The sequence below is a fragment of the Pseudomonas asplenii genome (assembly GCF_001293465.1).
Lineage (GTDB): Bacteria > Pseudomonadota > Gammaproteobacteria > Pseudomonadales > Pseudomonadaceae > Aquipseudomonas > Aquipseudomonas fuscovaginae_B.
In genome coordinates, this window is the sequence record NZ_JSYZ01000002.1 from 390,056 (window position 1) to 405,183 (window position 15,128).

13 protein-coding genes and 2 pseudogenes are annotated in these 15,128 nt (G+C 64.1%); 5 read left to right on the forward strand and 10 right to left on the reverse strand.

All coding sequences use genetic code 11. From position 1 onward, the window contains the following. Positions 1 to 266: 266 nt before the first annotated feature. Both ycaC and hmpA read right to left on the reverse strand, forming a co-directional pair. Positions 267 to 893 carry an isochorismate family cysteine hydrolase YcaC gene (gene ycaC, locus PF66_RS03815; RefSeq protein ID WP_054061924.1) on the reverse strand — a complete coding sequence of 209 codons (627 nt, stop codon included), beginning with the start codon at positions 891 to 893 and terminating at the stop codon, positions 267 to 269. 204 nt (positions 894 to 1,097) lie between these two features. After that, a complete protein-coding gene (hmpA, locus tag PF66_RS03820) occupies positions 1,098 to 2,279 on the reverse strand; it encodes an NO-inducible flavohemoprotein (protein WP_054061925.1) in 1,182 nt (393 codons plus the stop codon). A gap of 154 nt (positions 2,280 to 2,433) precedes the next feature. On the opposite strand from hmpA, the gene norR reads away from it, so the two are divergent. The 5 genes from norR to PF66_RS03845 all read left to right on the forward strand — a co-directional run bounded on the left by norR (position 2,434) and on the right by PF66_RS03845 (position 6,774). Then, a complete protein-coding gene (gene norR, locus PF66_RS03825) occupies positions 2,434 to 3,984 on the forward strand; it encodes a nitric oxide reductase transcriptional regulator NorR (RefSeq protein WP_054061926.1) in 1,551 nt (516 codons plus the stop codon). Positions 3,985 to 4,169: 185 nt separating this feature from the next. Then, positions 4,170 to 5,072, forward strand: a complete 903-nt coding sequence (locus PF66_RS03830) for a chemotaxis protein CheV (protein ID WP_054059843.1) — start codon at positions 4,170 to 4,172, stop codon at positions 5,070 to 5,072. Between the two features lies 1 nt (position 5,073). Beyond that, positions 5,074 to 5,565 (forward strand): GNAT family N-acetyltransferase, encoded by a 492-nt coding sequence (locus PF66_RS03835; protein WP_054059844.1) that lies wholly within the window; start codon positions 5,074 to 5,076, stop codon positions 5,563 to 5,565. 37 nt (positions 5,566 to 5,602) lie between these two features. Continuing rightward, complete coding sequence (locus tag PF66_RS03840) at positions 5,603 to 5,926, forward strand: hypothetical protein (protein ID WP_054059845.1); 324 nt, start codon at positions 5,603 to 5,605, stop codon at positions 5,924 to 5,926. A 95-nt stretch (positions 5,927 to 6,021) separates the two neighbouring features. Further along, positions 6,022 to 6,774 (forward strand): YkgJ family cysteine cluster protein, encoded by a 753-nt coding sequence (locus PF66_RS03845; protein ID WP_054061927.1) that lies wholly within the window; start codon positions 6,022 to 6,024, stop codon positions 6,772 to 6,774. A 39-nt stretch (positions 6,775 to 6,813) separates the two neighbouring features. Here PF66_RS03845 and PF66_RS33770 read toward each other — a convergent pair. The 8 genes and pseudogenes from PF66_RS33770 to PF66_RS32990 all read right to left on the reverse strand — a co-directional run. Further along, positions 6,814 to 7,344, reverse strand: a pseudogene (locus tag PF66_RS33770) (methyl-accepting chemotaxis protein); the annotation flags it as partial. A 777-nt stretch (positions 7,345 to 8,121) separates the two neighbouring features. After that, a pseudogene (locus tag PF66_RS33775) lies at positions 8,122 to 8,625 on the reverse strand (PAS domain-containing protein); the annotation flags it as partial. Continuing rightward, positions 8,522 to 9,502, reverse strand: a complete 981-nt coding sequence (locus tag PF66_RS03855; protein WP_054061928.1) for a fimbrial protein — start codon at positions 9,500 to 9,502, stop codon at positions 8,522 to 8,524. The pseudogene PF66_RS33775 and the gene PF66_RS03855, both read right to left, overlap by 104 nt. Further along, the gene (locus PF66_RS03860) at positions 9,495 to 10,274 is read right to left on the reverse strand and encodes a fimbrial biogenesis chaperone (RefSeq protein ID WP_054061929.1); all 780 of its coding nucleotides are present in this window, start codon (positions 10,272 to 10,274) and stop codon (positions 9,495 to 9,497) included. Before PF66_RS03860 ends, PF66_RS03855 begins: the two co-directional genes overlap by 8 nt. Continuing rightward, complete coding sequence (locus PF66_RS03865) at positions 10,271 to 12,727, reverse strand: fimbria/pilus outer membrane usher protein (protein WP_425357883.1); 2,457 nt, start codon at positions 12,725 to 12,727, stop codon at positions 10,271 to 10,273. The genes PF66_RS03860 and PF66_RS03865 overlap by 4 nt, the downstream gene beginning before the upstream one ends. A 221-nt stretch (positions 12,728 to 12,948) precedes the next feature. After that, positions 12,949 to 13,677, reverse strand: coding sequence for a fimbrial biogenesis chaperone (locus PF66_RS03870; RefSeq protein WP_239688052.1), 729 nt, complete (start codon positions 13,675 to 13,677; stop codon positions 12,949 to 12,951). A gap of 58 nt (positions 13,678 to 13,735) precedes the next feature. Next, entirely contained in the window at positions 13,736 to 14,293 is a 558-nt protein-coding gene (locus PF66_RS03875; protein ID WP_054059851.1) for a fimbrial protein, read from the reverse strand. Positions 14,294 to 14,703: 410 nt separating this feature from the next. Beyond that, complete coding sequence (locus PF66_RS32990) at positions 14,704 to 15,027, reverse strand: type 1 fimbrial protein (RefSeq protein WP_160320648.1); 324 nt, start codon at positions 15,025 to 15,027, stop codon at positions 14,704 to 14,706. Between the last annotated feature and the right edge of the window lie 101 nt (positions 15,028 to 15,128).

The window sequence follows — 15,128 nt, forward strand, 5'->3', positions numbered from 1 at the left end:
CCAGTCTACACGCAGCAGATGACCTTTGAGCGTATTCAACACCCGATAAAGACCGGTACTCGCCGCAGCTGCGGCGAATTAACGCGAAGTCGATTAAAGGCGGATTAACCGTGGCGGGATTTTGCAGAAGGGATATGCAGGAGAGTGCCGATTCTCTTGTAGGAACAGCCTTTCTGGGATCATCACGGCCGGTATTCCGAGAGGCTGTCCGGCCGCCAAAAAAGCAAAAGGCCCGCTCGAAGGCGGGCCTTGTGGTTCCGGGTGGATTAACGGGCCGTCAGCGCCGCGTAGCTGTTCATCAGGTTGCGGTAGTTGGGGATCCGCTGCGACAGCAGGTTGCCCAAGCCTTCGATATCGTTGCGCCAGTCGCGGTGCAGCTCACAGGCCACCGAGAACCAGTTCATCATCTGCGCACCGGCCTGGGTCATGCGGTTCCACGCGGCCTGCTGCACGGTGGTGTTGAAAGTGCCGGAAGCATCGGTCACCACGAACACATCGAAACCTTCAGCCAGCGCCGACAGCGTCGGGAACGCCACGCAAACATCGGTCACCACCCCGGCGATGATCAGTTGCTTGCGGCCGGTGGCCTTGATCGCCTTGACGAAATCCTCGTTGTCCCAAGCGTTGATCTGGCCGGGGCGGGCGATGTACGGCGCGTCCGGGAACATCTCTTTCAGCTCTGGAACCAGCGGGCCGTTGGGGCCCTGCTCGAAGCTGGTGGTCAGGATCGTGGGCAGGTTGAAGAACTTGGCGAGGTCGGCCAACGCCAACACGTTGTTCTTGAACTCGTTCGGCGAGAAGTCCTGCACCAGGGAAATCAGACCGGTCTGGTGGTCGACCAGCAGGACTACGGCGTCGTCTTTGTTCAGGCGGTTGTAGGTTGGCTTGCTCATGGGGGGATCCTTTTTCGTTTAAGTGGTGGGAAGCTGTGTCGTTCAATGTGTGACCAGATTAATGAGCCGCCGGAAAAGGAAAAAGCGGCTCAAATCGGTTTGACTGTCTCATCGAAGTAGACAATCTGTGAGAGCCGGATTCCGCAGATCAATCCAGCTCTCACAACACGTCCCCCAGCGCTCGGGGGAACTCGGACCGAGGGCTTATTCCAGGGCCGCAGCCGGGCCGAAGAACTCGTAGCGGCTCTGCTTTTCCGGCACACCGAGGGCCTTGAGGTGGCGCTTGACCGCACTCATGAAGCCTTTCGGCCCGAGGAAGTAGGCATCCAGGTCGCGCTGTTCCGGCAGCCACCGGGCCAGTTGTTCCTGGCTCAACAGGCCGACCTTGTCCGCCGCCGGGCTCACCCCGTCATCCTCGGCGTAGCAGTAGAAGCGCTTGAGCTGCGGATGACACGCGGCCAACCCATCGACCCAGTCACGGAACGCATGCACCGCCCCATTGCGCGCGCAGTGAATGAAGTGCACCGGCCGCCGTGTGGCGAGCGCCGCTTCCAGCATCGGCAGGGTCGGGGTGATACCGACACCGCCGCTGATCAGCACCAGCGGCTTGTCGCTGGCGGTCAGGGTGAAGTCTCCCGCTGGCGGGAACAGATCCAGGGTCGCGCCGACCGCCAACTGGTCATGCAGGTAGCTCGACACCCGGCCGCCCGCCTCGCGCTTGACACTGATGCGGTATTGCCGGGCATTGGCCAGCGCCGAAAGGGAGTAGTTGCGCCGTAGCTCCTCGCCATCGATGACCAGCTTCATGCCGATGTACTGACCCGGCTCGAAGCTCAGGATGGCCTGGCCGTCGACCGGTTCGAAGTGCAAGGAAGTGATTTCCGCGCTTTCCTCGACCTTGGCCACCAGCCTGAATGGCCGGCTGCCACGCCAGCCACCCGGTGCCAGGGCCTTTTCGTCGTAGATCGCCGCCTCGGCACCGATCAGGATGTCGGCCAGCTGGTTGTAGGCCGCGCCCCAGGCCGCGAGCACCTCGGGCGTGGCGATTTCCTCGCCGAGCACTTCACGGATCGCCCGCAGCAGGCAGGCGCCGACAATCGGGTAATGCTCCGGCAGAATCTGCAGCGCAACATGCTTGTTGATGATCTTCGCCACCAGGTCGCCCAACTGGTCGAGCTGGTCGATGTGCCGCGCATACATCAGCACGCCGTTGGCCAGGGCCCGGGGCTGGTCGCCGCTGGCCTGGTGGGCCTGGTTGAACAGTGGACGCACCTGCGGGTACTCGGACAGCATCATCCGGTAGAAATGGGTGGTCAGTGCCTCACCACCGCTTTCCAGCAAAGGGACGGTCGATTTGACGATGGCACGGTCTTGGGCGCTCAGCATGGGTCAACTCCTGGACATGAGGATTACCTGAATTGACCTGTCTCAATCACACTCCATGCCAAGATTTAAACCATTAAAAATCAATAACTTAAAATATCATTGGTCATAATGACCACAACCATTCTATAGTCATTTCGACACCAATGGAGTCAATATGACCGCAAAGCCGTTGCTGACCGCCCTGCTGCCACTGGTGGCGGATCTCTCCCGGGAACTGCCCGAAAGCGAACGTTATCGGCGCCTGCTCGATGCCCTGCGTGCGCTGCTGCCCTGTGACGCCGCCGCCCTGCTGCGTCTGGATGGCGAAGCGCTGGTACCGTTGGCGGTAGACGGCTTGAGCGCGGACACCCTCGGCCGGCGCTTCCGGGTCAGCGAGCACCCGCGCTTCCAGATCCTGCTCGATGCCCGGGGCCCCGTGCGTTTCGACAGCGACAGCGGGCTGCCCGACCCATATGACGGCCTGGTCGACGGCCTGACCGAACACCTGGAAGTGCATGACTGCCTGGGCTGCCCCCTGTTCATCGACGAGCGCCCCTGGGGCCTGTTGACCCTCGACGCCCTCGACCCGGAACGCTTCGAACGGATCGACCTCGATGCCCTGCAGGCCTTCGCCAGCCTGGCGGCGGCCACCGTGAGCGCCGCCGAACGCATCGAACGCCTGGCCCTACGGGCCGAGGACGAACATCAGCGCGCCGAACTCTATCGCCAGGCCAACAGCTCCCGGCAACCCGAGATGATCGGCCAGAGCAAGGCGCACAAGCGCCTGGTGGAAGAGATCAACCTGGTCGGCGCCAGTGACCTGACCGTGCTGATCACCGGCGAAACCGGGGTCGGCAAGGAACTGGTGGCGCAGGCGATCCACGCCGCCTCGCCTCGTTCGGAAAAGCCCATCATCAGCCTCAACTGCGCCGCCCTGCCGGAGACCCTGGTGGAAAGCGAACTGTTCGGTCATGTCCGAGGTGCCTTCACCGGGGCGGTGGGCGATCGGCGCGGCAAGTTCGAACTGGCCAACGGCGGTACCCTGTTTCTCGATGAAGTCGGCGAGCTGTCGCTGAGCGTCCAGGCAAAACTGCTGCGGGTGCTGCAGAGCGGCCAGTTGCAGCGGCTGGGCTCGGACCGCGAGCACCAGGTGGACGTGCGCCTGATCGCCGCGACCAACCGCGACCTGGCCGAGGAGGTGCGCAACGGACGCTACCGGGCGGACTTCTACCACCGCCTGAGCGTCTACCCGTTGCAGGTACCGCCACTGCGCGAGCGCGGTCGCGATGTACTGCTGCTCAGCGGCTACTTTCTCGAGCAGAACCGCTCGCGCATGGGCCTGGGCAGCCTGCGCCTGAGCCCGGATGCCCAGGCCGCGCTGCTGGCCTACGACTGGCCGGGCAACGTCCGGGAGCTGGAGCATCTGCTCGGGCGCAGCGCCCTCAAGGCCCTCGGCAGTTGCCGGGAGCGGCCGAAGATTCTCAGCCTGAGCGCTGTCGACCTGGATTTGCCGACGGCCGCCGACGAAACGCCCGAGACACAGGCCAGTACTCCATTGCACCGGCAAGCCGGGCTCGACTTGCGCCAGGCCACGGAGCAGTATCAACGGCAGTTGATCACTGCCTGCCTGGAGCGGCACCAGCAGAACTGGGCGGGCGCGGCGCGGGAGCTGGGCCTGGACCGGGCGAACCTGGGCCGGCTGGCCAGGCGCCTGGGGCTCAAGTGAGCAACAGGCCACCAGCCCCGGGCGTCGGCAGCGAACGTGTGCAGGAGCGGGCTTGCCCGCGAACAGGGCAGCGTGGTCAGCGGCAAGATTCACCTAAAGCCCGACCGTCTCGGGTCGATAATGCTTTATAGATACCCGTTCGGGGCCGACCTGCCCTGACGCAGCTCTTTGTACAGAAGGTTTTTATGTCCTCCAACAAAGCTCGCGCAGATTCGCTGTCGCTACTGCTCTTCACCTTGCGCAGCGGCAAGCTGATGGCGATCAACCTGCTCAAAGTCAGCGAAATCATCCCCTGTCCGCCGCTGACCAAACTGCCCGAGTCGCACCCGCATGTCAGGGGCATCGCCACCCTGCGCGGCGCCTCGCTCTCGGTGATCGACCTGAGCCGGGCCATCGGCGAGCGCCCACTGGCGGATCCCGACGGCGGCTGCCTGATCGTCACCGATGTCAGTCGTTCCAAGCAGGGCCTGCATGTGCAGGCCGTGAGCAAGATCGTCCACTGCCTGACCACCGATATCCGCCCGCCCCCCTTCGGCTCCGGTGGCCCCAAGGCGTTCATCACCGGGGTGACCCAGGTCGACGGCACGCTGGTGCAGGTGCTGGATATCGAAAAGGTCATCCATGTCATCGCTCCGACACAGATCGAAGTCGCACCGACCGAACTGACCATGGAAGAAGCCGAACTGCTCGGCAATGCCCGGATCCTGGTGGTCGACGACAGCCAGGTGGCGCTGCAGCAATCGGTCCATACCCTGCGCAATCTCGGCCTGACCTGCCACACCGCCCGCAGCGCCAAGGAAGCCATCGGCTGCCTGCTCGACCTGCAAGGCACCGCGGAACAGATCAACATCGTCGTCTCGGACATCGAGATGTCGGAAATGGACGGCTACGCCTTCACCCGTACCGTACGCGAAACCCCGGACTTCCAGGACCTCTACATCCTGCTGCACACCTCCCTGGACAGCGCCATGAACGCTGAAAAGGCCCGTCAGGCAGGGGCCAACGCGGTACTGACGAAGTTTTCCTCGCCGGAGCTGACCAAGTGCCTGATCCAGGCCGCCAGGACCGTCGCCGAGCAGGGTCTCTGACATGTCCCGGTGCCACTGCCTGCTGCTGCGCAAGGACCTCGACGGCTTGCTCGACGTGCCGCACTGGCCCAAGGACATCCGCCTGGGGATACTGCGCCCGGAGCAACTGGAGGCCGTCCACGCACTGTTGGTGGAGGGCTATCGCGACAGCGACATCGCGGTCGACGACTTCCCCCACTGGCGTGAGCGTTTCACCCGCGATGCCGAATTCGATCCGACCCTGTGCCTGATCGCCACGGACCCACACGGCCTGGCAGGCGTCGCCCAGTGCTGGACCAGCGCCTACATCAAGGACCTGGTGGTCCACCCGCGCCGCCGCGGCGAGGGCCTGGGCCAGGCGCTGCTGCGCCATGCCTTCCAGGTCTTCGCCTCGCGGGGCGAAGCCTTCGTCGATCTCAAGGTCATGGAAAACAACCTGCCGGCGCGGCGTCTGTACGACGACGCCGGCATGCGCTTCATCCAGCGCTATGAAGTCGGCCCGGCTCAGGCATAATCGTTGTTTTGCCGGATGCACCTTCAGGAGACCTGCCATGAAAGCCTCCACCCTGATCTTCATCAGCCTCACCGCAGTGACCGCCCAGGCCCAGGCATCCAGCCCCGATCAGTGGATCGCCCACGACAAGGCGGTGCTGGCCAGTTGCACCAAGGCCAGCCACCTCAAGAACGTGAAGCCGGTGGGCAGTCCGGCCCTGTTCGATGACAAGCTCGGCTACACCGCCGTCCTGCTGCGCGGCCATTACCCTCAGGTCCATATGAAAAACCAGGCGGGCACCGAACTGTGCCTGTACAACCGCAAGAGCAAGAGCGCCAGCGTGACCGAATGGGACTCGGTGATGCCGGCCCGCAGCAACTGAGTGGCTGGCGCACAACTTGCTTCGTTCCGGGTTCATGTGGTGACGGCCTGTCGGATTGGTGTCACCGCGCCTTTTCCCTTGCTGCCGGTCAAGCCATGAACACCCATTTTTCCTGCGTAGGTTGCGGCAAATGCTGCACCGATCACCATGTACCGCTGACCCTGGCCGAAGCCCGGCAGTGGGCGGACGACGGCGGCCAGGTGATCGTGCTGGTGGAGGCGTTCCTGGCGGATGGCACCGGTATTGCGCCGCAGCAGCGCGAACATGCGCAACGCCGCTCCTGGGGCGTGCCCTGCGGCAGCACCGAGGCACGCGTGGCCATCACTTTCGCCGCCTACAATGTCGGCCCCTGCCGGAATCTTGACGAACGCCTGCTCTGCCGGATCTACGAACGTCGCCCCCTGGTGTGCCGTATCTATCCGATGGAGATCAACCCGCACATCCCGCTCAGGCCGCAAGCCAAGGACTGCCCGCCGGAATCATGGCTGCCGGACCAGCCGCTGCTGATCAGTGGTGGCCAGTTGGTGGACGCCGGGCTGGCGCAACTCATCGAGGATTCGCGCCAGGCCGACCGTGACGACATCCGCGCCAAGCAAGCCATCTGCGCACGCCTGGGCATTTACACCACCGCGCTCAAGGGCGATGGCTTCACCGCCTATCTGCCGCAGATGCCTGCGTTCGTCGAAGCCATCGCGCAAGTCGAACGACAGTCGCAATGGTCCCCCGAAGCGGAATGGGCCTTTCATGTTTCCGGCCATGACATCGCCGAGCAACTGCGCGCGGCCGGGGCGCGAGTGGTCAGCGATACACCGCTGACCTACACCTTCATTCCATTGCGGGCGGCCTGAGCGCCGGGCCGCTGGTCACCCGTTTCGCCACACAGGCCACTACACCCGGCTGCTGCGTCCCCAGAACTCCTGCGCCAGCGAGCGCAGGTCATCCGCCAGCCCGGCCACGTCACCCGAATTGGCGTGACTCTGCCGACCCGCACTGACAGTCACTTCGCAGGCATTGCGAATGCTCATGATGTTGCGGTTGATGTCCTCGCTCACCGCACTCTGCTCCTCGACCGCCGCGGCAATCTGCAGGCTCATCTCGGTGATCCGGTTCACCCGCTCGCTGATCCCGCTCAGCGCTTCGGCCGCCTGCTGCACCTGCTGCACGCTGTCCTCGGCATGCTGGCTGCTGTGGCGCATGACCAGCACCGCCTCGCGCGCACCGTCCTGCAGGTTGCTGATCATCCGCTGGATCTCGCTGGTCGACTGCTGGGTACGCTGGGCCAGCCCGCGCACTTCATCCGCCACCACCGCAAAGCCACGCCCCTGCTCGCCCGCGCGCGCCGCCTCGATGGCCGCATTCAGCGCCAGCAGGTTGGTTTGCTCGGCAATGCCGCGGATCACCTCGAGCACGCTGGAAATCTCGATACTGTGGCTCTCCAGTTGATGGATCACCTCGGTCGCCCGGGCCAGTTCCCCGGCCAGGCGCAACACCGAGCTGCGGCTCTCGCCCACCAGTTGATGACCGTCGCGGGTTTCGCTGCCGGCCAGGTCGGCGGCCACCGAAGCCTGCTGGGCATTGCTCGCGACCTCGGCGACACTGGCCGCCATCTCATGAATCGCCGCCGCGACCTGATCGGTTTCGGCCTGCTGGTCGAGGGTGCTGCTGTGGCTGCTCTCGATATGGCGCACCAGCTCCTGGGCATGCCCGGACAGGCGCAGCGAAGCGTCGCCGATGCGCCCGACCACCGAGCCGACCTGGGCTTCGAGCATGCGCAAGGCAAACTCGATCTGGCCGAATTCGTCACTGCGTCCGGTATAGATCGCCTGGCTCAACGGGTTGTCGGCCAGGTTGCGGGCCCGCACCGTCAGGCGGGCGAACGGTCGCAGGGCCCCGTGAAAGATGGCGCCGCACAGGGCACTGCCCAGGCCCCAGAGCCCCAGTTCGACCAGCAGCGGCTGCGGCGACAACCAGTCGCCCAACGCCAGGGTCGCGGCAAACGCCAGGCTGGACTGCAGCGTCAACCGCCCGGTCAAGCCAACCCTGGGCAGACGCTGGCGCCATGACCGACGCCCGCTACGCAACTCGCCATAACAGCGCTCGGCCGCCTCGATCTGCCTGGCCCCGGGCTGGGTCCGTACCGACTGGTACTCCACCGTCTGGCCGTTGCGGCTCACCGGCGAGGCATAGGCGCTGACCCAGTAGTGATCACCGTTCTTGCAGCGGTTCTTCACCATGCCCATCCACGAGCGACCGGCCTTGAGGGTCTGCCACATATGGGCGAACGCCTCCGGCGGCATGTCGGGGTGGCGCAACAGATTATGCGGCGAGCCCAGCAACTCTTCGCGGCTGTAGCCGCTGATCTTCATGAAGTCCGGGTTGGCGTAGGTGATGGCGCCTTTCAGGTCGGTGGTCGAAAGGATATTGGCGTCGCGGGCAACCTCGACGTTTCGGCCGGTAACCGGGAGATTGATCTTCATGGAAGGCGCGCTCGAATTATTGGGAAGAGTCGGCAGGGCGTCGACTCTAAGCGGACCAAAATCCAAAACACTGATCCAGATCAGCTTTAGGGCACACGGCGAACGCGCCAGCCAACCGTCACTTGTAGAACAGATCGACGACCACCTCGGCGGAGAACGGCCCGGCCCTGGGGCGGTCACTGTTCCACACCAGTTCGGCATCGAAGCTGGCCGTGGCGGCATGGGTGCTGCCCAGCAGTTCGGCCAGGTGGAAGGAACGGTTGTACGGGATCGGCGCCCCGCCACCGGCCCTGACGATACGAATGCCGACGCCGTCGTTGCCGTTGGGGATCAGCAACTCGCCGGCCAGGGTGCCCGACACCGGCTTGAGTCGCGCATCCAGGCTGAAGGCACTGTCGCAGGTACGGCTGGTGTGCAGGGCAAACGGACGCCGTTCGATCACCTGCCCAACGACCACGTTCTGGATCGCGACCCGCCCGAAATCGACGGTCTCGGGGATGACCTGCAATTGCGCGTCACAGGCCACGAAGCGCAGGCCGCCGAGGTTGTTGATCACGTAGTTGAGCGAATTGCCGTCGCTGCCCGACCCACTGCCGCCATCGAGCTGGAACAGCCGGTAATCCTGCAATTGGCTGGCCACGCCCGAGGGTGGCGTCGGGCCGAACTTTTCGATGAACAGCGAGAAGCCCAGATTGAAACTCAGCGGCGCACAGGCCTGGGCGTTGCCGCAGGCCGGCAGGCTGCGGCCGGTGGCGATGCGGCCATGGCTCTGGCGATGGTCGACCCCGTCGAGAGTCAACCCCAGGCGAATGCCCTGGCCGACCACCTGGCGAGCCGGATTGAGGTAGAGATAGACCTCCTCCGTGGCGCCCGCCCCCTCCCTGATGCACTCGACCGCCAGATTGAGCGGCTCCGAACGCCAGACCAGCGTGCCGTTGGGCGACGACGCCGGAATCGCCACGCTGCTGCCGAGATCGGCACTGGCCACCAGCGCCCCGCTGCCTTGCAGGGTACAGGTGAGGGCAAAACAACTGGCGGGGCTGAGCAGGCCAAGCAGCAACAGGCAGCGTCGCCAGGTCATGCGAGACATCCTAATCATGGGCGGATCCGTTCCGGGAAAGAGAAGCGTCGCCGACCAGCGACGCGTTGAAAGGTGCACCGAAATCGCATCGGGCACGGTAGGCACGCTGGCCACCGTAATCGGTCAGCGCGTTGAACCGCAGCCAGGCCGGACGGACCGCCAGGGCGCGGGAGCTGAGCAGCAGTTCACGGCGCCCGCCCGGCGGTATGAGCAGGTCATCACCGAGCGGGTGGCGGCCCTGCTCGCCGGCCAGTTCGAGGCCCAGCAGCGCCGCATGGAAGTCCGTCGGGTTCTCCACCTTGAGGCGGGGCACGCCGCTGGCATCGCGCTCCAGTCTCCAGCGCAGGCGTTGCGGGGTCTGTGCCGGATCACCGGCCAGACCCGCCGGGCGGAACAGCACGTTGATCCGCTGGCGGATGGCGATGCTCAAGCGACTGTCACCGGCCTGCGTCCGGGGGATTTCCATGACGTACAGGTGCAACAGCGACTCCCGTCCGGCCGGCATGCCCCGTCCTTCGTACATCAACCGCAGCGCCTGCCGGCCTTCGGGCGCCAGCCGCGCGATCGGCGGCGTCAGCACGAACGGCAGGTGATTGGGGTGGCTGTCTTCGTGCCCCTCGAGCCAGGCCTGCAGCAACACCTCCTGGCGACCGCGATTGCGCGCCTCGATGCTCACATCGCGAAAGCGCCCGTCGAACACCAGGCGTGTGCCACTCAGGGACACGCTTGCCAGCACCGGCGCCGCCACGACCAGGCCCAGCAGCAGGCCGAATATCCGCAGACCGTTCACCGGCACACCTCCCTGACCCGGTCGTAGGTCAGTTGCGGGTCCCGCGGCGGCAGACGGAACTGGAACTGGCAGCCATGCCCCGACCAGCGGACCTGCAGCGTTCCCTGTTCCTGCTCGCTGAGCACCAGGGCGCGACTGGTCGGGTCCACCACGGCGAGCACCTTGCCCTGGGCATCCTGGACGCTGGCACCGAACGGCAGGGCGCTGCCATCGGCCAGGCTCAGTTCGAACTGCACCCGGCGCCCGGCACTGGCCTTGAACAGCGCGTGGGTCGACGAACCACGACGTGGCACCACCTGCACGACGGCGTTGTCCACCTCGACATCGGCGCCCAGGCGGCGCGTGTCCAGGCTGACCCAGTTGGCCCGATAGGGCTGCACGTACGGCACCACGGCAAAGCCGTTGCGCCCGGTCTCGACGCCACCGAAGTTGTTGAAATGCGCACCGCGCACACCCGGTACCTCGGCCAGCACGAAGGTGTCGCCCAGGGACTGCCCCAGGTTCACTCCGCCGGCATGGGCGACCAGCGACCCACGCGCGCCCAGGTTCCAGCTGTTGAAATCCTGGCCATGGCTGTAGCCGGCCTCGAAACGACCGACGGAGGTGGTGGCATTCACACTGGCGGAACCGGCACGGGCACCGCTGCCGTCATTGCCGGCCAGGACCGAGTAGAAGGCATTCCGGTCGAGCACGCGCCCGGTCAGGCCGGCCATCACGCTGGAGTCGCCCTGGTTGTCGCGCACTGCCGTCAGCGAGGCGCGGGTCGAGCGCTCATGCCGGCCCAGCGGCAACGACAGGGTCAGGGTGAACTGGTGGTCAGTGGCGACCCGGCCGTCGAGATCGGCCGAACGGGTGCGATCCAGGGACAGGCTGTAGCTCAGATCGCGCCAGTAGCCGCCATAGGTGGCGTTGAACTGGCGCGACTTGCCCGGCAGGTTCCAGTAGCGCTGCTCCAGGGCGGTAAAGCTGAAGGTCCCCGTTTCCAGGGGTTGGCTGAGGGTGATGTCGAAACGGTCACGGGCCCGGCCGAGCGAAGTGCGCGTCAGATTGCTGCGTTCCTCCACGTGCTGCTCGAAGCTGCGGTAGTGCTCGCTGGAGTAACGATAACCGGCCAGGGCGAAGGTGGTCCGGGTGGCATTCAGGGTATTGGCATAACGCAGGCGCAGGCTCTTGCCGCCCAGGTCGGTAGCGCCCTGGTGACTGACCGAATGGGTCAGGTCGGCCGACACCGCGCCCACGCCGGTGTTGACCCCCACCCCGAGGTTGCTGGCCTCGAACCCGTCCGCCACCTGCACCCCACCAAAACCGCTGAGCCGTTCACTCAAGCCGTAGATCAGGGTGGTACTGGCAAATCCGGGGTTCATCTGCCGACTGTCGTTGCTGTCGTACTCGCCGGCCTCGACGCTGTAGCTGAAGGAGCCCTTGGGCAGCATCAACGGCAGCGAGGCGAATGCCTGGACGAAGGTACGTTGCCGGCCATCCGCCTCGATCACCGTTACCAGCAGGTCGCCGTTGGAACCACTGGGATAGAAGTCACTGATCTCGAACGGGCCGGGCGGCACGTTCGCGCTGTACAGCAGGTAACCGGCCTGGCGAATCTCCACGGTGGCGTTGCTTTCGGCGACGCCCCGGATGACCGGCGCATAGACCCGCTCGCTGTCGGGCAGCATGCCGTCGTCCGATGCCACCTGGACGCCACGGAAACGTACGCTGTCGAACACCCGTGAGTCGGTGTAGGTCTCGCCCAGGGTCAGTTGGCCCTTCCAGGCGGTCAGGTCGCGCTGGGCGTAGGTCTGGTTGCTGGTGAAGCGGGTGGACTGCAAGTCGCCATGGACCAGCGAGGATTCGTTGCGCAAGCGCCAGGGCCCGAGGTTCAGGCCATTGCGCAGGCCCAGGTAGTAGCTGTCGGTCTTCTGCCGATCGAACTCGCGGCGATTGCCGTTTAAGGAATAGCTGACGAAAGCACTGTTGACGCCCTGGTCCCACAGCTCCGGCGACAGGTAGCCACGGGCATCGCGCCGCAGGGCGACCTGCGGCACGCTGAGGTTGAGGGCCAGGCTGTTGGGCTGGTAGTCGACACTGGCCCGCTCCAGTTGGCCGAGGTCGAAACACTGCTCGCCCGCACTCTCCGGCGACACCCTGCCCAGGCTGGCCAGGCGTTCGGTATCCAGCCCCAGGTCCCGCAGCAGGTCCGGGGTCAGGCAGGGCTCGACCCGCCCGCTGGAGCTGTCCCGATTGAAACGCACATCACGACGGGCACTGAGGACCCGGTTCAGGTAGATATCCACCCGATAGAGGCCCGGCAGTACGCTGTTACCCTCCAGAAACGCGCGGATATCCGCCGGCTGCTCGCCACCATGGATGAACGCGGTATTGAACCGCAGGCCCTCTTCGACCGGCTCGGCCAGCGCCACGTCCGGCACCAGCAGGAACAGCCCCAGGGACAGTGGCAGGCGTGCCTGCCGATTCACGTTCTGCAACAGGGGGAATGTCGCGGCCTCCGTTTTCCCGCGACACGATGACACCAGAACTTCCTTTGTTCTTCGATAGAGCCAGTCCATTTGCAACCTTCACTCAATGTCTTGAGATATTTGTTAAAGGCGAACGCCTCCGCGCACAGGCTCTTGCGAGGGTGCGGCCATTTTCAAAAAGGGGTGGGTGGGAGACGGCGGCGCTAATCCTCGACCCACAGGGCCTGGCCGGTTTTCCAGTCGGAAAGTCGATAGGCCACGACGGCACCGTGGTCGTTGATACTCTTGAAACTCAGCCGAGCCTGCTGCGGCGTCACCGACACCGGCAGGCTGAACTCCCGCGCCTGTCCGGGCGCCAGCATCGAGTTGCGGTGATGCAGCAGTCTGCTCTCATCACCGAACAGCTCGATATCCACCAGAGTGACGTGAAACGGCCCGGGGTTGCTCGCCACCAGGACACCTCCGGGCTTGAGGCGCCAACGGACTTGCCGGGGCGCCAGTTCCGGGTCGGCCATCAACTGGCGGGGGCGATAGAACACCTTGATACGCTGGCGAATACCGATCTGCAGCGTGTTCTCCTGTTCGCTGGCCTGGGGTATCTCCTGGACATTCAGCCAGAACAGCGACTCCCGGTCAGTCGGCATGTCGGCCCCGGAGTGAATGATCCGTACCGTCTGCCGCCCGCCACCCGACAACGGCACCAGGGCCGGGACGACGGCAAACGGCAGGTCCGCCGCTGTCGCATCGTCTGCCTCCAGCCAGGACTGCAAGAGGATGGTGGACTTGTTGCGGTTCGACACACTGAGCACCGCTTCCCTGTCCTGCGCCGGGTACACCAGCCGGGTGCTGTTCAGCACGATCCCGGCCTGGGCATGCCCCCACGCCCACGCGACCAGCGCCACGCCGATCATCGATCTCGTCAACTTGCGCATGTTGCGTTCCATCTGTTCGGAAGAAACGGAGCCTTGCAGCTCCGTTCAGGCCCATGACTCAGTTGTAGGTCAGCACGAAGGGCACGGTGCCCGTGGCTGCGCCAGGCACGGTGGACACGCCGTTCTTCACGAACAGTGCACGCAGCGACAGGGTGCCGCTGGAGCCGCTGCCGCTGGGTTGCAGAATGCCGTCGATGGTGTCGGTGGGGTCCTGGATATTCAGGAAGTTATCGTTATCCCGACGAACCAGGCCGATACCAACGCCTCTGGCGGCACCGCTGGTCGGCAGCAGGTAGGGGTCGCCCTGATCGACCTGGGCCGGGCGGAATGACATGTGCACGGTGCTTTCAGCCGCCGGCTGCAGGCAGGTCACCAGCAGGTCGATATCCTTGGCCGTGCCCAGGCGGGACTCGGTACGGTTGCCAATATCGGCAAAGGAAACCCGTCCGAGATCGACCGGGATATTGTCGGCCGAACCGCCCCCGGAAGACACCTCGCAACTGGTGTTGGTCAGTGCACCGGTAAAGTTCAGCGTGCCACCGTTGGCCGCGTGGGCGGAGCCCGCCACGCCAAGGGCTGAACCCAATAGAACCAACATCACGGAAATCTTTTTCATGCGAACACAATCCTTCGAGTTAATCGTTTGCACCCATCACTTGGGTGGCGGCCAATATAGTCGGGGATCGTCATTCGAACTATCAGATCCGGCCTTATTCAAGGGGCCGATTCAACCCGCCGCCAGGACATCTGCCTCCGTCAGAAGAAAATGTCATTCGACGGACACAGAAAAGTGACCACGACAGTGTTTAAGATTAAAAAGACTATCGATGAAAGCCGCCATCAGCAAACTCACGAAAAGCACAAAAGCAAAATCATCGATATCTTTTTAATTATATCGATCAACAGGTTAGGCAGGCCGATCGCGAAGAGAGTGAGGCAATGTCAACTTGATGCCGGATATTTCGCAATACTGCACCCGCCTTTATACGGCCAGGATAATACTGATGTCATGCCACACGTTCAGTTCTATAGATACGTGATTGTCACGACTCCCTGCGGGGACAGCTTTTTCACGCTGGGAGCCTTGCCTGGCAAGGGTTGGAAGCGAGTGCTAAAGGGCAATATGCCATTACCACAGGCATTATCCGCAGTATCAACCCACAGTGTTACACCGGGTGCGACCTTGAGACGTTCAGAAACGCCATGGTTATGTACCGAGGCCGATGTCACCTCACACGCCGCCTCGACAATCTGGCCACTGAAACGAATTTGCCCGGCATTGGCCGCCGCCACACTGGAGCAAACTCCCATCAACAACAGGACACCAAATACCGATAGTGTGTATTTCATATCAACCACTCCCAAACAGGGTGACCCCCATATCAATTAAAGCCCACGCGAGCGCACTCCACCGAAAAAACGAGGAATATCCGTAGGACTTCTTATATTCA